The following is a 22,522-nucleotide window of genomic DNA, read 5'->3' as shown; positions in this document are numbered from 1 at the left end:
GGCTTACAAAATATTCAATACCTGTTCTTTGGCTTTTTCCAGTTCGTCTTTCATCAGCACTACCGATTTCTGAATTTCAGCATCGTTGGCTTTAGAACCGGTGGTGTTTATTTCACGGCCTATTTCCTGCAAAATAAAACCAAGCTTTTTGCCCTTGGCAGGATCGGGTTCAGCCAAAATGCTGAAGAAATAATCGCAGTGATTGTTGAGGCGCACCAGTTCTTCGCTGATGTCAATTTTTTCGATGTAGTAAATGAGTTCCTGTTCCAGGCGGTTGGCATCTACGTTTTCCTTGCCCACCCATTCTTCCAGTTTACGTTCAAGTGTTTCTTTCAAACGCACTTGTCTTTGTGGTGCCAATGTGGCTATCTCTTGTGCCAGTTGGCGAATGTTTTGAATACGGGAGCTAATGTCTTGCAGCAGTACAGCACCTTCTTCGGCACGGTGTTGCAATACATCGTTTACCGCCAGTTCAATGGTTTGCATCACCATTTGCCAGCTGGCATCATCGAGCACTTCGTTTTGTGGTGTTACCACTTCGGGCAGCTTGAGCAAAGCACCCAAAACCTGTGACGTATCGAGGTTCAGTTCTTTTGCCAAACCGCTGATGCTTTGATAGTAAAAACGGATGAGATCGGGATTGATACTAACGGGTTTGCTGGCACCATTCATTTTGAGGGTAATGGAGCAGTCCACACTGCCGCGTTGCAATTTGCCCGAAACAAAATTGCGGATGTCGAACTCAAAAGATTTGAGCAATGGCGGCAGTTTCAGGTTCATGTCGAACTGTTTGCCATTCAGCGATTTTATTTCCACCAGTACATGGTTTTCGCCGGCTGATTTTTCGGCACGGCCAAAGCCTGTCATGGAGTGCAAAGCGTTTTCAATCATAGTGCGGTAAAAATAAGGCAAACGGCTGTCGGGCCAGCATGTTGCACAAGAAAACGGCCCACCCCATTGGGCAGGCCGCATCTGTTATGTATCGTACCAATTGTTATTGCTTGGTAAGGGTGTATGTCATTGTGTAGAAATTCACCTGGATTTTATACGTTCCGCTTGATGGAACTGAAATTGTACCAGGGTCATTGCCACCACCATAGTTATATCCCAATTCACCGTCTTTTGAGCCTTTGCCAAATTGAGGTTGCCATTTAGACACTTGAGAAATAAATTTCACATTAGCGCCGCCAGTTAAAGTTTGAGTGCCTTCGAAAACCCATGGACTTACACGTGTCAGATATTGTGCTTTCAATGTAGTATTTGAGTTTACATTATCCCAACCACCTGCTGTAGCATCACCGATCGTATAGATACTGTCAGGCAAAGCTACACTTGAGGACACCTTAAATTTTCCTTTTTGAAAATCAAATACCAGCTTGTACCAACCATCTACCGGAGGTGCAGGGAAATTGTCTCTCAGTTCGCTACCGAAATCGCCACCTTCCCACAAGCCAGCCAAATCACCTTTGGCTACAGAGTACTTGCCCCACTGTCCATTTTCGGGCAGAATGAGGTATGAAGCACTACCAAAGAGATTGAATACGCCACCAAACGTCGTCTCATCAATTCTGCTTAATTCTTGTGATGGCACAGGAACCGGATTTGACCAGCCACCCTGTGTAGCATCACCTACAATAAACAGTTTACCGCTGGCAGGCAACACCACTTTAGGTGGGATTTTATACGGCGTAACTTTCAGGGTTACTACGTTGCTGTTGTACTGCTCGTTGTTGTTGCGGTACGAAGAAATGACCCGCACATCTACAGAGTATTGCTTGTTGAATTCAAAGCCATAGTTCAACAACATGGTGTTGAGGTCTTTGGCAATGAGGCTATAAGAACGAACCGCATTAATCTCAATAGAATTGGCCTTGCTGAAGTTGCGACCGGCAGAGTCGATTTGCAACACATACTTGTAGCTGCTGGAATCGGTAGAGTACAGTGGACTGGTCCAGCTGAATACTACAGCAGTTTTATTGCTGTCAGCGGCGGTAGCAGCAATGGTAGTAGCCGAAGCAGACAGCACTGTAGCTGTGCCTTTGGCGTAGTAAGGCAGGTTATCGGTCTTCTCGCAAGAAGCCAAGCCAACCACCAATGCCAGTGCCGCCAGTTGTATTTTTTTGAAAAGTTTCATGATTCAAAATTTTTTGGTTGAACAGGCATTATTGACGGGTGATAGAAAAGCGTCCGGTTTGGAAATCAACTACCAGTTTGTACGTTCCATCAGCTGCTGGCACTTTAATGTCGCCACCACCTCTGCGCAGTTTATCGCCTTCGGCAATGTTTTCATTGTTGTTGCCATCAAAACCATACTTATCGCCCCAGTCGCCATTTACTGGCAAAAAGAGAATGCTACCACCAGCTGTCAACGGAATGGTGATTTCATATTTGGTGTTGCTGATTTTGGTGAGTTCCTGGTTGGCAGGTACCGGGTTGCTCCAACCACCGGGTGTAGCACCACCTACCAAAAACAGTTTGCCAGATGCTGGCGGATTAACTGCAGGAGGAGGACTGTATGGCTTAGCGGTAAAGGTTACCACGTTGCTCTCCAGTTGTACTGAACTGTTGCGCAGTGAAGAGATAACACGTGCCTGGAATGTATAGCTGCGATCGGGAGCCAGGTTCATAAAGTTGGCACCACTCAACAATACGTTGAGATCGTAAACAGTATATGATTTCGCCAGGTCGTTCGAGATAGCTACCACGCCTTTAGAAGCACTGCGGAAATTGGCACCCAGGGTATCAATTTCCAAACGGTAGTTTACGTCATGTGAGCTGATACCGGTGGTAAAGCTGTAGTTCGGATTGGTCCAGCGGAAGCCGATGGCCAGGTCCTTTTCTTTAGTGGGGTCGAGCACTGGCGCCGTGTTGCTGATGGACAGCACAGGAGCCGTACCGCCTTCAAAAAGACTTTGGCGTCCTTCTTTTCGCAGCCGGCAAGCGCAAACACAGCGAGAGCTACTCCCATGTATATGTAGTGAATGAGCCGTTTCATAGTTGCAATTTTTGTGGTTTTCTTTTAAGAAATCGTCATCAACCATTGAGGGTATCCGACGGCTTAGTATCCGGGGTTTTGTGTGAGGTTCGGATTGGCAGAAATATCGATGGAAGGAATGGGGAACAAGTTATACTTCGCATCAACTGCTGTACCATTTCTTACACCACCTTTCCAAGCCCACAAATACGTGTTCGTGGTAAACTGACCAAAACGAATCAGGTCGGTACGACGATGACATTCCCACATCAGTTCGCGGCCTCTTTCATCAATCAGATAAGGCAGTGTCAGTTCAACTGAAGATGCAGCGGCAGGATCGTTGGGGCGAGCCCGGCGAGCCAATGCCTGCAGATAACCAACTGCTGTAGAAGTAGAACCGCCAGTACCACCACGAAGCACGGCTTCAGCATAAATCAGGTAGATTTCTGCCAGGCGGAAAACAGGGAAATCGATATCGGCAAATGTGCCACCGGCGTCCATGTTAGGTGCAGCAGCGCCGGTCTTGGTTTTGTTGGTAAACTTGCTGCTGCTGTAGCCTTTTCTGGCATCGCCCAGCAATACATCCATGGTTTTGGTTTGGCCTGTTGTCCAAAACTGACCGCGGATATCCTGTGCGTTGAACTTATCTACAAACTGCTCGGTAATGCGGATACAATCCCACGTACCATTGCTACCACTTACGCTACCTGGTACACCTGCAGGGCCATGTACCAAAAAGGTAGTGCCGCTGTAAGACTGGGTATTGGTACCGTCGTAGCGGATGGTCCAGATGAACTCGTTGGTGAGTGTATGGTTGTCGGCCAGCATCAGCTCTTTGTAATTGTTGTGCAGGGTATAGCCGGCACCAATTACTTTGTTGGCATAGGTAATGGCTTCGGTGTACTTGGCATTGCCGGTATACACCTGAGCGTTGAGGTACAAACGAGCCAGCAGCGACCAGGCTGCAGCTTTATCAGCACGGCCGGTAGGTGCAGCCTTGGGTTCGTACAAGTCGGCTTCAACAGCTTTCAGTTCATTTTCGATGTAAGTAAACAGTTCGGCACGGGTAATTTGCTTGGGCAATACACCACTACCGATCTGGTAGTTTTCATCAGTAAATGGTACATTACCAAAGTTGTCGAGCAGTATCCAGTAAGCATAAGCTCTTACAAAGCGGGCTTCTGCACGGAACTTGCGGATTTCAGCAGCATCTGCGCCACCAATACCACGGTCAGACAGTTTTGCATCAGAAGCTTCTTTGATGAAGTTGTTGCACAGAGTAACAATGAAGAAGCTACGGTAATACAAACCGGCAACTACCTGAGTGCTGGGCGACCATTCCATTTGGTGAATGCCAATGGGGTCGGTATTGCCACTGTAGGTCCAGCCAGCTTCGTCGGTAGACAAGCACTGCAGGTACCAGAGAACACGCAAGAAGCCGGTGTTACCTTCATCACTTACAATTTCGCCGGGAATGTCTCTGGAAGGGCTGCCCGTAACCGCCATGCTGGCGTATACTTTAGCCATGGCTTGCTTATAACCGGCAGCCGTAGCAAACACCTTTTCGTTGGTGATGTCATTGGTAGGTGTGAGGTCAAGCTTCTTTTGACAGGCCTGCATCATACCCAAAACAGCCACCAGTAAGATCCATATTTTATTATTGATTTTCATAACAATAGTATTTCGGTGGTTGAATTAAAAATCAAGGTTTACAGAAAGCGAGAAAATGCGTGGGCGTGGGTACAGGTTGTTGTCGATACCACCACTGTGCTCAGGATCGGTGCCCTTGTACTTCGTAACTGTAAATACGTTTTGTACTGCCGCATTTACACGCAGAGAAGTGCCATTCTTCATCACTTTACCAAAATTGTATCCTACAAACAGGTTGTCCATTCTCAGGAATGAAGCATTCTGTACATAATAATCACTCATCATGGCAATGTCGTTGCCACCTCTGAAAGCAGTAGTAATATAATTGGTAGAAGCGTTACCCAGTACGTAGTTGCCCAATACCTGATTAAGGCGACCACGGTTGGCAAATGTGCCATTGAAAACATAGTTGCCCAGGCTGGCACGCAGTACTGTTCCGGCAGTCCACTTCTTCCAGTTTACATTGGTACTGAAACCAAACAACCAGCTGGCTACGGCACTGTGGCGCAGGTAGCGGTCGTTATCGTTGATGATGCCATCTCTGTTTCTGTCTTCAAACAGACCTTCAATGGGATTGCCCCAGCTGTCATAAATCTGCTGATAGAGATAGAAAGTATTACGAGAATAACCTACAGAGTGCATTTGCACAAAACCGTTGACACCTTCTGAACCACCAGTAGGTAAGCCTTTGTAAGTCGGATCATCAGGCACTACAGTCAGGTTCAAAATCTTGTTTTCATTGTAGGTAGCGTTCATGTTTACATCCCAGCTGAAGTTCTTCTTCTTAATGATGGTGCTGCTGAGGGTCATTTCTACACCACGGTTTTCGAGGCTACCAATGTTAGCCAACACAAATGGGCTAAAGTTGGTACCGGTGGCCTGAGGAACACTGTTCAGCAGGTCGCGGCTTTCACGCTTGTAGAAATCAACACTACCGGTAATACGGCCATCAAAAAATCCGAAGTCCAAAGCGGCGTTGTAGCTCACCAGTTCTTCCCACTTCAGGCCACCGTTGTAGCCAAAGGGTCCGTAGGTAAGTACATATTCATTACCCAACTGATAAGCAGAGCTAAGACCCCCCAAGCCATAACGAGCCTGATAATCGTAGTTGCCGATACCATCTTGCTGGCCAGTTTTACCATAACCAACACGCACTTTCAAATCGCTAACCACTTTGCTGTTCTTCAGGAAGGCTTCGTTGGCAATGCTCCAGGCCACACCCACAGATGGGAACCAGCCCCAACGGTTTTCTTTAGCGAAACGGCTTGAACCATCACGACGCAAAGTAGCAGTCAGGAAGTAACGGCTATCGTAATTGTACAACAAACGACCCCAGTAAGACATGAGGGTGTTTTCGGGAATATCGTACGCAAAGTTGGGAGGCGTAGAACCTACAATGGTATCCTTGTTGGCATTCAAACCACGGTAGAAGAAGTTCTTCGTCCAGAAGTTGTTGTAAGAATAACCAGCGGTGAAATCAACACGGCTCTTAATAGATTTGAAATCCTTTGCATAGTTCAGATAGAAGTCTGCAATAGTGTTTCTGCGGATTTGCTGGTTTTGAGAGAAGCTACCTTTTTGGCGATACTGACTGGCAGCACTATCAGGCACTAAATAAGTACCGGTGTTTTTAGCTACGTCGAATCCGAGGTTTACGTTGGCACGCAATTCAGGCAGAAAATGAAATTTATAATCCAACTGCAGGTTACCAATAGCACGACGGGGCTTTTGATTGTCGAATGTTTGATACAGCATACCCAGTGGGTTGCGGCCGGCATTCAATTCTGGCAATCCGTCTACACCAACCCATTCCTGATAGCCGCCAAAGCGCTTACTGTTGCTGTATACAGGTTGTGTAGGATCGTAGTTGGCAGCAGAACCAATGGCACCTTCGTTGGCAAAACGAGTTTGCTGCATAGAACCCTTCAGGTTCAAATCAACCTTCAGGTGATTGTCGAAGAAAGATGGGTTGAGGGCCAAAGCTGCAGAAGTACGCTGCAGGTGGTCGGTTTTGAGCAAACCGGTTTGATCGAGATAACCTACAGAAAAACGGTAGGGCAAACCCACAATACCACCGCTCATGCTGATGTTGTTGTCGGTACCAAAACCAGTTTGGTAAATGACATCCTGCCAATCGGTGCTGGCAGTACCTACCTGACGTTTTTGGGTAGCATTACCCTGCATCGCTACAATAGCTCTTACCTGATCGGCATTGAGCAAATCGAGTTTTTTGGTAATGGTAGAAATAGAATTGACTGAACTGAAATTCACTTTCAGCTTGCCGCCCTTACCTTTTTTGGTGGTAATGATGATAACACCGTTGTTGGCACGAGAGCCGTAGATAGCCGCTGCAGATGCATCTTTCAACACGGTATAGCTTTCAATGTCGTTGGCATTGATAAAGCTCAGCGGATTGGCAGCACCGGCTACGCCGTTGTTGTCCAGCGGCACACCGTCAATTACAATCAACGGGTCGTTGCTGGCAATGAGCGAAGAACCACCACGAATGCGGATGGTAGAACCAGCACCGGGACGACCACCGTTGGACGTGATTTGTACACCCGCCACCTTACCGGCAATCATTTGCTCGGGGGTAGTAATGTTACCTTTCTGGAAGTCTTTTGAAGAAACAGTAGACACGGCACCGGTCAGGTCTTTTTTACGTGCCGAACCATAACCAATCACCACCACTTCGTTCAATGCAGTTTTAACATTTTCCAGTGTCACAGTCATGGCTTCTTTAGTAGCAGGCATTTCTTTTGATAAATAGCCTACATACGTAAATACAAGGGTTGCTCCTGGCGTAGTGCGGAGCGAAAAGTTACCGTTACCATCGGTAGCGGTACCATTGGCAGTACCCTTTACAGCTACAGAAACCCCAATGAGCGGCGAACCGTCTTTAGAGTCACTCACTTTTCCGGATACCAAAATGGTTTCCTGGGCTGCAGCGGCAAAGCCGATGAGCAGCAATACAGGAATGACCATTCCTTTCAGCAGTCGTCGTAAGGTCATACAATTCAGTTTTACAAGTTGAGATATATGTTGAGTAGAATTCAACCTAATGGAAGGCCAAGGCAAAAGGGCAATCGTTTTCATGGCGTGGCTGGCAAATCGTTGTAATCAAGACACCAAGGTGTTGCAATATGCTGCAACTAAGTGTGTATTTTTTACATGGTAAATGTCCGTATTTTTCATTCACCCTTTTTATGACTTAAATCAGTTATAGCAGTGTGTCAGGTTACGCAGCCGTTCGGCTGCAATTGTGTTTTGTTATTGTCTTATGAGGTTGCCGGTTATGCGCAGTGTTTTACCCGCAGCTACCTGTAGCGTTGCACCTTGCTGCACGGTCAGGCTTACATCCAGCACACTCTCACCACCTGCCGTTGGATTGACAGTGATGGTAGAACCTGCCGGCAACACCGATGGCGGAATATTGCCTCCCTGCCAGTTGGCCGGGTTGCTCCAGTTGCCATTGCCTGTAAATGTGAATTGTGTAACCACCGCCGTTACATCCTTATCAGTAAAAATGATAAAGGCACCTGCCGGCAAATTGAAGGTTTGTGATTCAGCTCCTGCATTAATGGTTATTCCGGAAGCAGACAGCCCCGCATTTACGGCTGTAAAAGTTTCGAAGGCCTGCAGGTTGTGGGCATACACATACCAGGTACCGGTAGTTGGAAACTGAACAATGCCCGACTGAGCCTGCACATCAAAATTGCCCATTACTACCAGCTTCAGGGCATTGCTTTTGATACGCTGCCATTTAAATGCCCCGTTCAGGCTAAAGTCTACATCGTTGGTTACAAACGTGGGCAGGTAAGACGGGTATTTGGTACGCAGCGAAATGATTTTTCCAAACATATCCCGCTGGGTACGCCTAAAGGTGTTGGCGTTGTAATTAATGGGCGAAGCAGGAGATAGTGGGTTGGGCATGGCCCATGCCGGCGGCTTGGGTGAGGTTCGGCAGTCGCCAATGGTAAAGTTTTCGCACATGTTGATGCTGCTGTCATAAGAGAGTTCTCCAAACTGCCACATCATTTTTGGCCCTGGCGTGGTAAATAAAAATGCCGCTACTGACTGCATTCTGCGGGCATACACCGACAGCGATTTGGTATTATGGCTCGGTCCAGAGTTGCCAAATCGTACATTTTTAAATGCCAGTCTTTCTTCATCGTGGCTTTCGGCATAGGCCATCAGGTGTGGGGTATTGTTGCCACCAAAGCTGCTCCAGCGGGTGGTATGAAACGCCCGTTCAAAATTGGAACTGCTACCGGTGTAGCCCATGCTGGCTTCATTGTATTGGTCGGTCATTTTGCCCCACAACAGCATACCCATATTGGCCAGTGTGGCTTCTTCCTGATCTACGCCCAGGTGTTCCAAAATCATGTAGCAATTGGGCGATATAGCCTGACTTTGATTGTAAATGCGTTGCCAGATGTTCACCCGGCTTTGGTCGTACTGGCTCCAGGCGCCGGCATCCGTATTAAAGGTTTGTGTAAAGCCTTTGCTCAAATCCCACCTAAAGCCATCCAGCTTGAATTTGGTCAGCCAATGGCGCATGACATCTTCTACAAACTTGGCAGTAGCAGGAGCTTCATGGTTCATGTCGTAGCCCACATTAAAGGGGTGCTTCGCTTCGGTATTGAACCATGGGCTGTTGGCAGCAGGCCTGTTGTTGGCGGCATCCCAATACATCTGCACCATGGGGCTCAGGCCAAACTGGTGGTTCAAAACCAAATCGAGAATAACGGCGATGCCACGACCGTGACAGCTGTCGATAAATTCTTTCAGGGTATTTTCCGGACCATAAAACTTATCAGTCGCAAACATAAATGCAGGGTTGTAGCCCCAGCTGTTATTGCCTTCAAACTCGGTGAATGGCATCAGGTGAATGGCATTTACACCCAGCTTGCTGATGTAAGCCAAAGTATCACGCAGCGTATTCCAGCTGCTGTTGGCTACAAAGTCGCGGAGCAGCAGTTCGTACACCACCAGGTTGCGTTTATCTGGCTTTTGAAAACCGGTAGTAGCAGCACTCCAGTTGTAGGTTGCTTTGCCCGGCTCCAACACACTTACGGCACCCGATGCTTTGCCCGTAGGGTATGCTTTCAAATTCGGATAGCGGTTGGTATAGGGTGCGGCATTAATGTATGGATCATTCCATGGGTCCAATATTTTTTCGGTCATGTAATCGGCCACCTGAAGGTTGTTGTCAATCACATACTGATAGGCGTATTCATTCCCCGGCGTCAATCCATTGATCGTTACCCAATAACGCAAGCCATCGGGCGTACGTTTCATTTGGTGTTGTAGGGTTTGGGTCCAGTTATTAAAGTCGCCAACCACAGCCACACTGGTTTTATTGGGCGCATATAATACCAGCGTTACACTGGTTTGATCGTTGGAGTAATTGGCACCATCTTGCATACCATTCGGCAGCGCTTCCACCACTGTAGCCGGCGTTACAAAAAATTCAATGCTATCTGCCACAGGTGTGCCACCATTGTCTGCTTCTACTTTAATAAGTTGCTGGCCTGCCGCTGTAATGGTAGGTGTGGCACTAATGCTGGTAACACCGTTTTGAGAAGCTATTTGCGCCCCATTGTAGTACAACCGCATGTTGGCCGACTGGCTGGCAGCGGCACTGATGCTGATGGATTCTCCAAGGGTTTTGCTGATGGATTCTGTAGTAGGTGTAAAGGTGGGTGCCTTGAAGGGGTTGGTGATAGCCGTTTGCAAGCCGCTGCCATATACCTGAATGTACATGTCGCTGCCATCGGCATTGCGCTGCACTTGCGTACCGGCGCCATTTCTAAACAGAATAGTTATTTTCTGGATTTGCTCCCCGGCAGGTACACCGTAAAAATTGCGGATGTCGGTGATGGTAAACTGCCAGCGGTTGTTGCCCAATGAAGTGGCCTGCAAGCTCGGATTGGGCTGGTTGAAGTTCTGGCTAAATTTTACATACCGCCATGAAGTGGGCGATGTGCTCAGGTTGGTGATGACACCCGTATGTACGTACACATTGCTGGGTGTGGCATTGAGCAATCCTTTGTTGCCAAAATTGGCATCCATGATGACCGTAACGGTTCCGTTTTCGGTCGGAAACTGGTTGGAAAGTGAGAGTAATTGAGCCTGCAGCAGTGTGCTAAGGCCCATCAACAATACTACCAGTGATAGTATTTTGGTTTTCATACGTACAAGCTCCATTTAGGATTTACAATCGTCGGACAAGGGTATTTGAAATCGTTTGCAAGCACCGGAGTACAAAAATGTGTATTTTTTACACATAAGCAAGAAATTTTTCATCCTGTACGGAAAATTTCCGTTTTGGCTTCAACAAAAGGCGGGGTTAAAAATCAATCCCGATCCACTTGCGTTTGCTCTTTTCGTACTTGTCGAAGTTGAATTGGTACAGCTTGCCGGGGCGGTGTTTTACGTCTTCTTCCAGTTCGCCGGTGTCTATCAAAAAGTCCATGCTGAAGAACTTTTTGCGGAAGTTGCGGCGGTCCAGCTCCACATTCAGGATGGCTTCGTACAGGTTTTGCAGTTCCCGCAACGAGAATTTTTCGGGTAGCAGGTTGAAGCCCAGTGGATGTTCCTGAATGCTTTTTTGCAACCAGTTGTAGCAAGCATCAATAATTTCTTTGTGGTCGAAAGCCATGTCTTTCAGCGACCGTACACTTTGCCAGTGCAGTTCGTTGTCCGTTATCTGGAGCTCATGGTGGCGAATGTTGAGCAAGGAGCAATAGGCAACCGTCACTACCCTGCCACCCGGGTGACGATTGAGCTTACTGAAAGTTTGCACCTGTTTCAGGTACACATCGGTCATACCGGTTCTTTCTCTCAGTACCCGATAAGCGGCATCGTCCAGCTCTTCTGTGCTTTTTACAATATCTCCCAGCAGCGACCATTTGCCTTTGTACACTTCCAGGTCGCTTCGGATGAGCAGCACTTTCAGTTTGTTTTCTTCAAAACCAAAAATCACACAGTCTACCGTAAGCGGCATTTGCGGGTACGATTGTACCAACTGTACGGCATCGGCAATTAAATGTGGGGCTGCAGCACCGGCAGCAGAAGCAGAACTTTTCATGTCAGCAATCAATTCGTAGGCAAGCTAGGGGCCACGAAACTAAATTGAATGTGTATTGCTTACATGTTTTTTCTGCAAAAGCTCTGCACATTCTCTTTGGAGTATTTTGGCAATCCTGTTGGTAGCCAAACATGTGGCCACAGTTTTGTTATTTCGCCGCAGTCCTTTTTGTACCTATCAAAAATGCTTACATGTCTTTTGTACTACCTCACGAAATTGCCCATTACACGCAGCTTACCAGCCAGTGGATGCAAGGCGAAAAATCCTGCAATACCAGTACTTCAACGGAGGAATTGCGACAGGTACTGCGGTTTCATGAGCACCGCTACTATGTACTCAACGATCCGCTGATTGCCGATGTGGAATACGACATGCTGTACAAAAAACTGCAAGCGGCCGAAGCAGCACATCCCGATTGGGTAACGGCCACATCGCCTACGCAGCGGGTGGGCAGCAGCCTCAACCAGGGCTTTGAAACCGTGAGCCACCTGGTACCCATGCTGAGTTTGGAAAACAGTTACAATGCTGAAGACTTACTGGATTGGGACCGCAAAGCCAGAGAAAGCTCAGGCCTCAGCACCTTGGAATATTGCATCGAACCCAAGTTTGACGGCGCTAGCATCTCCGTCATTTTTGAACACGACCAGCTCAGCCGTAGTGCCACCCGTGGCGATGGAGTGCAGGGCGATGACATAACGGTAAACTCCCGCCAAATCAGGAACATGCCACTCACGGCAGCCTTCTCCAACTTCGGCATTGACACCATAGAATTTCGCGGTGAAGTGCTGATGAGCAAGAAAAACTTTGCAGCCTACAACAAAAAACTGGCCGAAGAAGGCATCCCCCCGTTGGCCAACCCCCGCAATGCCGCTGCGGGTTCGCTCCGCATGAAAGACCCCGCAGAAGTGGGCAAGCGCAACCTAGAAGCTTTCTTTTACCACGTAAGTTATACCACGGGCAAAGCAGCTGCCGGTGCCCCGAATTTATTTGCGCCAGCAGGTACACAAGCATTGCCTACTACGCACCAGGGCATGCTGCAAATGCTGTGGCAGTGCGGCTTTCGCAGCCCCGTGCAAGAAGTGAAAGTGGTGCAAGGCATTGAAGCCGTGATAGAACACTGCGCCTGGTTTGAAGCTCACCGCGACGACCTGCCCTACGAAATAGACGGACTGGTGATTAAAATAAACGACCTGGCCTTGCAGGAAAAAATGGGCATGACCACCCATCATCCAAGGTGGGCCATAGCGTATAAATTCAAAGCCAGGCAGGCTACCAGCACCTTGCAGGCGGTAGAGTTTCAGGTGGGAAGAACAGGTGCTGTAACACCTGTAGCCAAAATAGCACCCGTGCATATTGGCGGCGTTACAGTGAGCAGCATCAGCATACACAACGAAGACTACATACGGGAAAAACAACTCATGATTGGCGACCGGGTGCTGGTAGAAAGAGCCGGCGATGTAATTCCGCAAATTGTACGGTCGCAGCCAGAGTTTAGAAATGGCAGCGAACAAGCCATTCGTTTTCCTACCGAATGCCCCGTGTGCAATAGCAGTTTGTTTAAAGAAGAAGGCGAAGCCGTATGGCGTTGTGTAAATGCCGAATGCCCGGCACAATCGGTAGAACGCATCATTCACTTTGTGAGTAAAGATGCGATGGATATTAAAAGCTTTGGCGAGCAGCAAGTGCGTCGTTTCTACGAGCTTGGATTGATGCAGGATATTCCCGGATTGTACCAATTAGATTTCGGTAGCATTGCGAGCCTTGATGGTTTTGGGAAAAAGTCAATCACCAATCTGGAAAGCTCCATTGAGCAATCGAAGCAACAGCCACTGCACCGGCTGATTTATGCGTTGGGCATTCGCCACGTGGGTGAAACCATGGCCAAAACACTGGCCCGCTCCGTAAAACATTTAATGGAGCTGCAACATAAATCTGTGGACGATTTAATGCAGCTGGAAGACATTGGCCCCAAAGTAGCAGGCAGCATTGTACAGTTTTTTGGCAATGCGCAAAACATACACATGCTGCAGCAACTGGAAGCATTGGGCATTAGTATGCAGGCATCAGAAATCAGCCAACCTGTAGCAGGCAACCTGAGTGGCAAAACCTTTTTGTTTACCGGTACGTTATCTAAATTCAAGCGTAGTGAGGCAGAAACCATGGTAGAAGCCAAAGGCGGACAAATACTGGGTGGCGTAAGCAGCAAGCTCAACTACCTGGTAGTAGGCGAAGATGCCGGCAGCAAGCTGGAAAAAGCCAAAAAAATTCCGAGCATCAGCATTCTTTCTGAAGATGAATTTCTGGCCATGATGGAAGCCGAATAAAACATCAATACAAACATGTTACAAGCAAGTACCATACAATTTTTACAACAGCTCAAGCTCAACAACAACAAGCCCTGGTTTGATGAGCACCGCAAACAATACGAAGCAGCCCGTGCTGATTTCATTCACCTCAGCAGCGAAGTACTAAAAGGCATTGCAGCTTTTGATGCATCGGTAGCACATTTGGAGGCGAAAGAGTGCATCTTCCGCATCAACCGCGATGTTCGGTTTAGCAAAAACAAAGCGCCATACAAAACCAATATGGCCATGTACATTTCTAAGGGTGGCAAAAAAGCCATGGATTGTGCAGGCTATTATATACACATAGAACCCGGCCAGGCTTTTATGGCTGGCGGCATTTGGATGCCGATGGCGCCAGAGCTCAAGAAAATCCGGCAAGAAATTGATTACTCTTTTGCCGACCTGAAGAAAGTACTGAAACACAAAAGTTTTGCCAGCACGTTTGGCGATTTTGAACGTGGAGAAGGCGTGGTACTCTCACGTCCACCAAAAGGGTATGAAGCGGATAATGAAGCCATTGAATACCTGAAACTGAAAAGCTTTATTGCTAGTGCTCCCCTGCCCGATAAGTTGCTCACAGACAAAAACATGGTTGCAACGATTGTCAAACAATTTAAAGACCTCTATCCGCTGGTGCAGTTTATCAATCAGGCGCTGGATACAGACGCATAAAAAAGAGGAACCAGTTGGTTCCTCTTTTTATTTTGGTTGTACTAAAATCGATTACATAGATTGTTTCAACAAGAGATAGATAATTGCGGCCAGTGCCAAAATCACAATAAAGCCCCACAAGCCAAATAAGGCAACACCAATTGCTGCAGCTGCAACTACCAATAGTATAAACAGCCAAGGCTCCATGCCTGCAATCTGATCTTGCTTATTTCCAAACAAACGATTCAGCTTCTGTTTTGCTGCCATCCAAAATGCCTTACGCATCATGCTGCGATATTGCTTCCGCATGCTTTTAGACATTGCCGTGCCTGCAAATGCCGCCATCATGAGCATGGCCATTTCTGCTGAAGAAAAAGCTGCAGAAGGCGCCGTAGCACTGGTGCTTTCCTGAGCTGTGGTCATTGTTGTGTATGCTGCCATATAAAATCTGTTGAGTTTTATTGGTGTGAATTTATTCAATATTCTCATGCCATAGCACCTGCCATTACAACAAGCCTACAGATTGCAAATGTTCCGCAATTTGTACAGCATTTGTTGCAGCACCTTTGCGCAGGTTGTCGCTTACAATCCAGCAGTTGAGGGTATTGGGCTGCGTTTCATCGCGGCGAATTCGGCCCACAAAAGTTTCGTCTTTGTCGTGAGCATTGAGCGGCATAGGATACACCTGATTGGCAGGATCGTCTTCTACCACTACACCTGGCGCAGCTGCCAGAATAGCCCTTACTTCACTCAAATCAAAATCATTTTCAAACTCTATGTTGACGCTTTCGCTATGGCCGCCCATAACGGGAATGCGAACGGTTGTAGCAGTCACCCGAATACTGTCGTCGCCAATAATTTTTTTGGTTTCATTCACCATTTTCATTTCCTCTTTGGTATAGCCATTGTCGAGGAAAACATCTATCTGCGGAATTACATTCAGGTCAATGGGGTATTTGTATGCCATCTCTCCTTCTTTGCCTTCCCGTTCATTCATCAGTTGGTTCACCGCTTTTACACCGGTACCGGTTACACTTTGGTAAGTGCTTACTACTACCCGCTTAATGCGATATTTATCATGTAGCGGTTTCAGTACCAACACCATTTGAATGGTAGAGCAGTTTGGGTTGGCAATAATCTTGTCTTCGGCTGTGAGCACGTTGCCGTTTACTTCGGGTACTACCAGCTTTTTAGTAGCATCCATGCGCCATGCAGAAGAGTTATCAATAACGGTGATGCCTGCCGCAGCAAACTCGGGAGCCAACTGCAATGAAGTGCTGCCGCCGGCTGAGAACAACGCCACATCAGGTTTAGCAGCGATGGCTTCGGCAAAGCCAACCACTTTATAGGCTTTTCCTTTAAATGTTACTTCTTTACCAATCGATTTTTCGCTGGCAACGGGAATGAGTTCTGTAACGGGGAAATTGCGCTGCTCCAATACCTGCAGCATTTTTGTGCCCACCAATCCTGTGGCGCCTACTACGGCTACTTTCATTTTGTTTTGTGTTTTTAAATGTGATAAACGATGGCTTGTGCTACAATGAAAACAGCCCTCCGCTTTTGACGGAAGGCTGCAGTTATATTCTTACACATACACACAGGTTACCTTCCGTCCGTTGTCGGTTTCTTGGTACGTTTTGTATGTTTCAAATTCATCATTGTGGCGGCAAAATAAAATCAAAATAATGGCTTCGGCAAAAAAATTACATGGAGCCACCGGGATAATAGCTACTGGTAAGAAAATTTTCCCGCACAAATTTTTTGCCCCCCATTATTTCTTGCATGCGTACAAAACTGAGTTTGCCCAAGTCGTAACCACTTGTTTTTACAAAACTAATTTCGGGTGTAAACAGCGTAGGCAAAAAACCATTGCTAATGGTGAGCAACATGGCATCGGACGGCAGTTGCAGATTCAATGCATGCACGGCTTTAAGAACGCCACACATAATTTCATCACTCATGGAGAAGATGGCTGTTTGCTCTCCTGCATGTTGGGCAAAATAATCCATCACTACCTGGCGGGCTTCCTCCGCATGATCGGCGTAAGCCACTGATAATTTCTTCTTGCTTTGCGTTTTGTGATAATAATCGGTAAAGCCTTCCTCGCGGCGCCGGGTGATGGACAATTTGTTATTGCCCATTACCAATAGTACATTTTTAGCCGGCGTCCGTAGCAGGTGTTCTGCTGCCATCCATCCACTTTCATAATCGGCAATGCTCACTTTGTTAAACGTGTCTTCGGTAGGTACTTTGTCGAAAAAAACCAACGGTATATCAATCGCTTCCAGTTTTTTGAAAGGCGTCATATCGGTGGTTTTGTTGGTAATGGAAACAAAAATGCCCGCCACGTGATTGTGCCTGCACAAACGCAGGTTTTGTTCTTCTACTTCGGGGTCGTTCATAGATTGCAAAATCATCACCGAGTACCCTATCCTGCGGGCATCTTCTTCTACTGCCTGCACAAAGGAGTGGTAAAAGAAATTGCTGATTTCCGGCACGACAATGGCAAATATGTTGGAGTGTTTTTTGCGCAGGTTTACGGCAAATGCATTGGGCTCATAATCCATTAAAGTGGCCAGTTCTTTAACCCGCTTTTTGGTTTCGGGCGAAACATCGGGGTGGTCTTTGAGGGCACGGCTCACGGTAGATATACTCACGTTGAGGTGGTCTGAAATTTTCTTCAGGGTAGCATTATTTCTCATGGCAATAATCGTTTTGGATGGGACGCTTTGACGCCTCCATTTACAAGCAAGATCAACAGCAAATTAGGGAGTTTACCATTTTTGCACTGCAATTATTTTCGCAAACATTGCCACAAACGTTTGCAGTCGCATAAGGAATCTTTTATTTGTTTTTCCTCAAGCTTCTGTTAATTTTAAAATAATTTCAAAAGCGAACGACTGCTGCCATTACTGATTACTGCTTGAGATTGCTGCCTGTACCAGGCTTTTTTTCTGGCTTATCCATAATGTGTATCAGGAACACATGTGCCCACCATGTGGCTTTGAAAGTCCAAACGGCGTTCCATTATTGTTCACATAAAAAAAGACCAAACAATTCTTGCTTATGAAACGTACAATTGCGCCCCTGCTACTGGGGCTAATTGCCGGGTTCTTCTGCTTGTCAGTTCCGGCATTTGCACAAAACAAGACGGTGAGCGGTAAGGTGACAGATGCCCAGGGAGGGGCCGGTCTGTCAGGTGTTTCCGTAATCGTCAAAGGTTCTAAAACCGGTACTTCTACCGACGGTAGTGGTACCTATTCGCTGTCTGTGCCCAACGGTGCAACACTTGTATTCAGCTCGGTAGGCTTCCAAAATCAGGAAGTAGCCGTAGGCGACCGTACCACTATCGATGTGGTGCTGACCGCCATGTCTGGCAACAACCTGAATGAGGTAGTGGTTGTAGGTTATGGTACCGTTCGTAAACGTGACCTTACTTCTGCCGTTAGCTCTGTAAGGGCCAAAGACTTTAACCAAGGTGTGATGGCAGCTCCTGATCAACTGATTCAGGGTAAAGTAGCTGGCTTGCAGGTGGTAACCAACAGTGGTGCCCCCGGTGCTGCTACTACCATCCGTATTCGTGGTAACAAGCTCTATCCGTAGTGGCAACAACCCACTGTTTGTAGTGGATGGTATTCCCTTGGATGGTCGCTTGGCCCGCCCCGGTTTTTCTCCCGCCGGTCTGGGTGTTACGCCAGAATCAAACCCCTTGTATTTCTTCAACAGTGCTGACATTGCCGGCATGGAAGTGTTGAAAGACGCTTCTGCCACTGCTATCTACGGTTCTCGTGGTGCCAACGGTGTTATCATGATTACTACCAAGCAGGGTAGCTCTGGTGCTGCCAAGGTAGATGTAAGCTCATCTGTTGCTGTAAGCAGCGTGGCCCGTAAGTTCGACATCCTCGATGCTAGTGGCTACCGTGCAGCTTTGAAGAGCTACAACATTACCAGCGGCGACCTCGGTGGCAATGCTGATGCCCTTAGCGAAATTTTGCGAACTGCTGTTACTCAGAACTACAACGTAGGCATTAGCGGTGGTAGCGAAAACGGTAAATACCGTATTTCTCTCGGCTACCTTGGTCAGCAAGGTATTGTAGACAAAACCGATATGAAGCGTTTTACGGTAAATGCCAATGGTCAGTACAAGTTCTTGAGAAACCGTCGCCTCAGCCTCGACTTCAACGTATTTGCAGGACAGGCCAAGGAAAACATTGCTCCAATTACAAACAACGCAGGTTTTCAGGGCAACCTGATTGGTATGGCTTTGCAGTGGAACCCTACACAGAATTTGTACAACAGCAATGGTTCGTTGAACATCATTCCTGGTTCTACCATCGTAAACCCATTGGCTATGCAGCGTGGTTACACGGATATTTCAAACATATCTAGCATAATGGGTATTGCCGGTGTTGGCTACAAAATTGCTGACGGTTTGGACTACCGTTTCAATGTAAGCCTGAACAGACAAACAGGTATTCGTCAAAGCGAAATGAAACGCTACATCACTATTGTGGGTGTAGAAGGTTTAGGCCAGGGATATCAGGGCAACACTCAAATGAGCACCACTGTATTGCAGCATACCCTCAGCTACAACAAAGACCTGACCAAGAAGCTCAACATGAATGCTTTGTTGGGTTACGAATATCAGGACTTCAAGTTTAGCGGTGCCGGCACTTCTGCTCTTGGATTCACTAACGATGATGTGCCTTTCTACAATATTCTGCAGAACGCTCCTGCTTCTAACCGTGCTATCAGTTCTTTTGAAGACCCGGATGCTTCTTTGCAATCTTACTTCGGCCGTATTGGTTTCAACTACGATGATCGCTTCATCATCAGCGGTACTCTCCGTGCTGATGGATCGAGCCGATTTGGTGCCAATAACAAGTACGGCTACTTCCCTTCTGGTTCAGTAGCATGGAACATTACCAACGAAAAATTCCTGAAGAACAGCAGCAGCATCCAAAACCTTCGCCTCCGTGCTTCTTATGGATTGACAGGCAACCAGGCTTTCCCTGCAGGATCTGCTCAAACCCAGTATTCGTACCTGCCCAATGCTGGTGGTATCCAGTTGACTATTTGGGGTAACGATAACCTGAAGTGGGAGACCACCAAACAGCTGAATATTGGTCTTGACTTTACTTTGGCTAAAGGCCGTGTGTTTGGTAACATTGATTACTTCAATAGGGTTACCAGCGATGTTTTGTTCTCGTTCACAGCCATTCAGCCTGCACCGGGTGCTGTTATTTGGCAGAACATTAAAGATGCTACCATCACCAACTCTGGGTTGGAAGTATCGTTGGGTACCAACATCATTCGCAAGAAAGATCTGAACTGGAATTTCACCGTGAATGCTGCATTCCTGAAGAATGTATTTGATAACTACAGCGGCCCGCCAATTTTGACTGGTGAAATCAGTGGTCAGGGTTTGACAGGTGCCTTCGCTCAGCGTATTGACAATGGCCAGCCGCTCAATGCATTCTACACTCGCCGTTTTCTGGGTTTAGACAAAGATGGTTTGGGTACCTATGCTGGTGGCTCATTGGAAACGCCTGAGTTTGTTGGTGATCCTAACCCTTCTATGCTGTTGGGCTTAAGCACCGATCCGAACTGGAAAAAACTGACTTTGGTAGTAAACATGAATGGTGCATTTGGTCATGAACTGTACAACAACACCCTGAATGCCGTACTGCCTGTTGGTAATCTGGGTACCCGCAACATCGCTACTTCATTGATGAGCCTCAATCCTAAAGAAGCGCTGGCCAACCCCATCAAGGCATCAAGCCGCTATCTTGAGAAAGGCGACTTCCTCCGCATGGCCAACGTTTCGCTGTCTTACAACCTGGGCAATATTGGCAAGGAAATCAAAAATGCTAACGTGTTCCTGACTGCACAAAACCTGTTTGTGATTACCAAGTTCAGCGGTTTCGATCCTGAAGTAAACACAGATAAAAACATTGGCGGCGTTCCTTCGTTTGGTATTGAATACCTGCCTTACCCTGCTGCCCGTACTATTCAGGCTGGCTTCCGGTTTGGCCTTTAATTGTGATTGTAGAACCAAATTAAACAGGACAAAATGAAAAATAATTTTCAAAAACTAAGTTTGATTGCTATAGCAGCAGCCTTAATGGGTAGCGGGTGTACCAAACTCGAAGAAGGCTTGAACAGTACCGCTACCAATGATCAAGCCAACGCTTATATCCAAGCAACTGTGGACCTCAATAGTCTAATTCAGGGTGCATACGACGGTTTGCAATCAATGCAAACGCAAGATTTAGTAACCTCACTGATGGAAAACAGCTCTGATGAATCGCTGGTACCCACCCGTGGTGGCGACTGGGATGACAATGGTGTTTGGCGTGTGATACACACCCACAACTGGAATGCAGACCATCAGCAAGTGCTGAGTGTTTTCAACAATCTTTTGCAGCAAGTATTTAATACCACCAATATCATAGGCCTTGCTCCTACCAGCACTGCTTCTAATAAAGCAAGTATTGAAGCACAAGCAAGATTTCTGAGAGCATTTGTCATGTTCACTGTACTTGATTTGTATGGTCAGGTACCGTTCAGAGATCCAGGAGAAAACCTCTTGAATGCTCCAAAAGTATACAAGGGTGTAGATGCGATAAATTTTATCATCAGTGAAGTACGCGCCGCAAAAAACAATTTGCCAGCTTCAACCGGCCGTGCTACTGCCACCCGTGCTACAAAAGATGCAGCTGACATGTTGCTGATGAAATTACTTCTACAAAAAGGCACTTACGCCAATCGTCAGGCACCTACTTTTGCCGCAGCCGATATGGCCGAAGTAATCAGCCTTGCTGATGGCATCATCAATTCAGGCCGTTACAGCCTGTCGAACAATGTGTGGGACAACTACGCCCCCAACAACGGTGCTATTTCTACTGAAAACATTTTTACCAACGAAAACATTGGTGGTGCCCGTGGTGGTAACCTGCGTTCTGCCTGGTACAAAACCAACCACTACAACATGAACAAGAGCGGTTGGAACGGTTTCAGCACGTTGGCCGACGTGTATAACAAGTTTGACTCTACAGATCAACGTCGTGGTGTGGCTTATCCTACAGGACTAGCATCTTTACCTAACACAGGCAACCGCATCAACACTGGTTTTCTCGTTGGACAGCAATACGACCTGGCCAACGACACAGCATTGAAAGATCGTAAAGGTGCTCCTTTGGCGTTCACCTCAACTGTAGCCGTACAAGAGTCTGGTGCCAACCTGGAAGTAACTGGTATCCGTGTATACCGCTACCCAATCGATTATGGTGCTGCAAATGATGGTCAGGCAGACAACGATTATGTAATCTATCGTTTGGCAGATGCTTACCTGATGAAAGCCGAAGCTCAGTTCCGCAGTGGCAATGCCAGCGGTGCTCAAACCACCATCAATATTGTACGTGCCAAGCGTGGTGCTAATGCGTTGACTGGTACCTTGACTGCCGGACAAATTCTGGATGAGCGTCAGCGTGAATTCTACTGGGATGGTTGGAGAAGAATGGACCAGATTCGCTTTGGTACCTTCCTCGCCGCCCGTACCCTGAAGCCTGCCGCTTCTGATCCAAAGTATTTGTATTTCCCCATTCCGAATGCAGCGTTGGCGGTAAACCCCAACCTCACTCAGAACCCCGGATACTAATCGACTTTTCATAAGCACAGTTTTTGATACAGAGCCACCTTCGGGTGGCTTTGTTTTTAAGTAGAAGCGCTTGTGTGTTTATGAACCGGCTACTGTAGATTCATGCTGTTGGCTCCTTATCTTTCAGCCTTCTTCAGTAGCCCCAAGAA

The 22,522-nt window shown here is 47.2% G+C and carries 15 protein-coding genes; 5 read left to right on the top strand and 10 right to left on the bottom strand.

What is annotated here, in order from left to right:
• Positions 1 to 3: 3 nt before the first annotated feature.
• The 7 genes from GLV81_RS01200 to GLV81_RS01170 all read right to left on the bottom strand — a co-directional run bounded on the left by GLV81_RS01200 (position 4) and on the right by GLV81_RS01170 (position 11,717).
• Positions 4 to 891, bottom strand: a complete 888-nt coding sequence (locus GLV81_RS01200) for a YicC/YloC family endoribonuclease (protein ID WP_246186164.1) — start codon at positions 889 to 891, stop codon at positions 4 to 6.
• Positions 892 to 994: 103 nt separating this feature from the next.
• Complete coding sequence (locus tag GLV81_RS01195) at positions 995 to 2,134, bottom strand: SusE domain-containing protein (RefSeq protein ID WP_157476100.1); 1,140 nt, start codon at positions 2,132 to 2,134, stop codon at positions 995 to 997.
• Between the two features lie 28 nt (positions 2,135 to 2,162).
• Positions 2,163 to 3,041 carry a SusE domain-containing protein gene (locus GLV81_RS01190; protein ID WP_157476098.1) on the bottom strand — a complete coding sequence of 293 codons (879 nt, stop codon included), beginning with the start codon at positions 3,039 to 3,041 and terminating at the stop codon, positions 2,163 to 2,165.
• Positions 3,042 to 3,058: 17 nt separating this feature from the next.
• The gene (locus GLV81_RS01185; protein WP_157476096.1) at positions 3,059 to 4,645 is read right to left on the bottom strand and encodes a RagB/SusD family nutrient uptake outer membrane protein; all 1,587 of its coding nucleotides are present in this window, start codon (positions 4,643 to 4,645) and stop codon (positions 3,059 to 3,061) included.
• Positions 4,646 to 4,669: 24 nt separating this feature from the next.
• The gene (locus GLV81_RS01180) at positions 4,670 to 7,636 is read right to left on the bottom strand and encodes a SusC/RagA family TonB-linked outer membrane protein (protein WP_157476094.1); all 2,967 of its coding nucleotides are present in this window, start codon (positions 7,634 to 7,636) and stop codon (positions 4,670 to 4,672) included.
• A 258-nt stretch (positions 7,637 to 7,894) separates the two neighbouring features.
• A complete protein-coding gene (locus GLV81_RS01175; protein ID WP_197428828.1) occupies positions 7,895 to 10,819 on the bottom strand; it encodes an alpha-amylase family glycosyl hydrolase in 2,925 nt (974 codons plus the stop codon).
• Positions 10,820 to 10,976: 157 nt separating this feature from the next.
• Positions 10,977 to 11,717 (bottom strand): NUDIX hydrolase, encoded by a 741-nt coding sequence (locus GLV81_RS01170; protein WP_197428827.1) that lies wholly within the window; start codon positions 11,715 to 11,717, stop codon positions 10,977 to 10,979.
• A 191-nt stretch (positions 11,718 to 11,908) separates the two neighbouring features.
• On the opposite strand from GLV81_RS01170, the gene ligA reads away from it, so the two are divergent.
• The gene (ligA, locus tag GLV81_RS01165; protein ID WP_157476090.1) at positions 11,909 to 14,041 is read left to right on the top strand and encodes an NAD-dependent DNA ligase LigA; all 2,133 of its coding nucleotides are present in this window, start codon (positions 11,909 to 11,911) and stop codon (positions 14,039 to 14,041) included.
• 15 nt (positions 14,042 to 14,056) lie between these two features.
• A complete protein-coding gene (locus GLV81_RS01160) occupies positions 14,057 to 14,734 on the top strand; it encodes a DUF2461 domain-containing protein (protein WP_157476088.1) in 678 nt (225 codons plus the stop codon).
• Between the two features lie 51 nt (positions 14,735 to 14,785).
• On the opposite strand, the gene GLV81_RS01155 is transcribed toward GLV81_RS01160, so the two are convergent.
• From GLV81_RS01155 to GLV81_RS01145, 3 genes are all read right to left on the bottom strand, one after another.
• Positions 14,786 to 15,136 carry a hypothetical protein gene (locus tag GLV81_RS01155; RefSeq protein WP_157476086.1) on the bottom strand — a complete coding sequence of 117 codons (351 nt, stop codon included), beginning with the start codon at positions 15,134 to 15,136 and terminating at the stop codon, positions 14,786 to 14,788.
• A gap of 82 nt (positions 15,137 to 15,218) precedes the next feature.
• Positions 15,219 to 16,208: an aspartate-semialdehyde dehydrogenase gene (locus GLV81_RS01150; protein WP_157476084.1), complete on the bottom strand. Its 990-nt coding sequence runs from the start codon at positions 16,206 to 16,208 to the stop codon at positions 15,219 to 15,221.
• Positions 16,209 to 16,416: 208 nt separating this feature from the next.
• Entirely contained in the window at positions 16,417 to 17,415 is a 999-nt protein-coding gene (locus GLV81_RS01145) for a LacI family DNA-binding transcriptional regulator (RefSeq protein ID WP_157476082.1), read from the bottom strand.
• Positions 17,416 to 17,779: 364 nt separating this feature from the next.
• On the opposite strand from GLV81_RS01145, the gene GLV81_RS01140 reads away from it, so the two are divergent.
• The 3 genes from GLV81_RS01140 to GLV81_RS01130 are packed head-to-tail and all read left to right on the top strand — an operon-like array spanning position 17,780 to position 22,373.
• Positions 17,780 to 18,316, top strand: a complete 537-nt coding sequence (locus tag GLV81_RS01140; RefSeq protein WP_157476080.1) for a carboxypeptidase-like regulatory domain-containing protein — start codon at positions 17,780 to 17,782, stop codon at positions 18,314 to 18,316.
• On the top strand, positions 18,294 to 20,753 hold the full coding sequence (locus tag GLV81_RS01135) for a SusC/RagA family TonB-linked outer membrane protein (protein WP_197428826.1): 2,460 nt from the start codon (positions 18,294 to 18,296) through the stop codon (positions 20,751 to 20,753). Before GLV81_RS01140 ends, GLV81_RS01135 begins: the two co-directional genes overlap by 23 nt.
• 33 nt (positions 20,754 to 20,786) lie before the next feature.
• Positions 20,787 to 22,373 (top strand): RagB/SusD family nutrient uptake outer membrane protein, encoded by a 1,587-nt coding sequence (locus tag GLV81_RS01130; protein ID WP_157476076.1) that lies wholly within the window; start codon positions 20,787 to 20,789, stop codon positions 22,371 to 22,373.
• The last annotated feature ends 149 nt before the right edge of the window (positions 22,374 to 22,522 follow it).

It is taken from the genome of Phnomibacter ginsenosidimutans (assembly GCF_009740285.1).
Lineage (GTDB): Bacteria > Bacteroidota > Bacteroidia > Chitinophagales > Chitinophagaceae > Phnomibacter > Phnomibacter ginsenosidimutans.
This window is presented reverse-complemented; position numbering and strand designations above follow the sequence as displayed.

What these genes read in the sequence shown, in the direction of transcription:
- GLV81_RS01200 (WP_246186164.1), bottom strand. Translation starts at nt 891, where the DNA reads ATGATTGAAAACGCTTTGCACTCCATGACAGGCTTTGGCCGTGCCGAA.
- GLV81_RS01195 (WP_157476100.1), bottom strand. Translation starts at nt 2,134, where the DNA reads ATGAAACTTTTCAAAAAAATACAACTGGCGGCACTGGCATTGGTGGTT.
- GLV81_RS01190 (WP_157476098.1), bottom strand. Translation starts at nt 3,041, where the DNA reads ATGGTTGATGACGATTTCTTAAAAGAAAACCACAAAAATTGCAACTAT.
- GLV81_RS01185 (WP_157476096.1), bottom strand. Translation starts at nt 4,645, where the DNA reads ATGAAAATCAATAATAAAATATGGATCTTACTGGTGGCTGTTTTGGGT.
- GLV81_RS01180 (WP_157476094.1), bottom strand. Translation starts at nt 7,636, where the DNA reads ATGACCTTACGACGACTGCTGAAAGGAATGGTCATTCCTGTATTGCTG.
- GLV81_RS01175 (WP_197428828.1), bottom strand. Translation starts at nt 10,819, where the DNA reads ATGAAAACCAAAATACTATCACTGGTAGTATTGTTGATGGGCCTTAGC.
- GLV81_RS01170 (WP_197428827.1), bottom strand. Translation starts at nt 11,717, where the DNA reads ATGAAAAGTTCTGCTTCTGCTGCCGGTGCTGCAGCCCCACATTTAATT.
- ligA (WP_157476090.1), top strand. Translation starts at nt 11,909, where the DNA reads ATGTCTTTTGTACTACCTCACGAAATTGCCCATTACACGCAGCTTACC.
- GLV81_RS01160 (WP_157476088.1), top strand. Translation starts at nt 14,057, where the DNA reads ATGTTACAAGCAAGTACCATACAATTTTTACAACAGCTCAAGCTCAAC.
- GLV81_RS01155 (WP_157476086.1), bottom strand. Translation starts at nt 15,136, where the DNA reads ATGACCACAGCTCAGGAAAGCACCAGTGCTACGGCGCCTTCTGCAGCT.
- GLV81_RS01150 (WP_157476084.1), bottom strand. Translation starts at nt 16,208, where the DNA reads ATGAAAGTAGCCGTAGTAGGCGCCACAGGATTGGTGGGCACAAAAATG.
- GLV81_RS01145 (WP_157476082.1), bottom strand. Translation starts at nt 17,415, where the DNA reads ATGAGAAATAATGCTACCCTGAAGAAAATTTCAGACCACCTCAACGTG.
- GLV81_RS01140 (WP_157476080.1), top strand. Translation starts at nt 17,780, where the DNA reads ATGAAACGTACAATTGCGCCCCTGCTACTGGGGCTAATTGCCGGGTTC.
- GLV81_RS01130 (WP_157476076.1), top strand. Translation starts at nt 20,787, where the DNA reads ATGAAAAATAATTTTCAAAAACTAAGTTTGATTGCTATAGCAGCAGCC.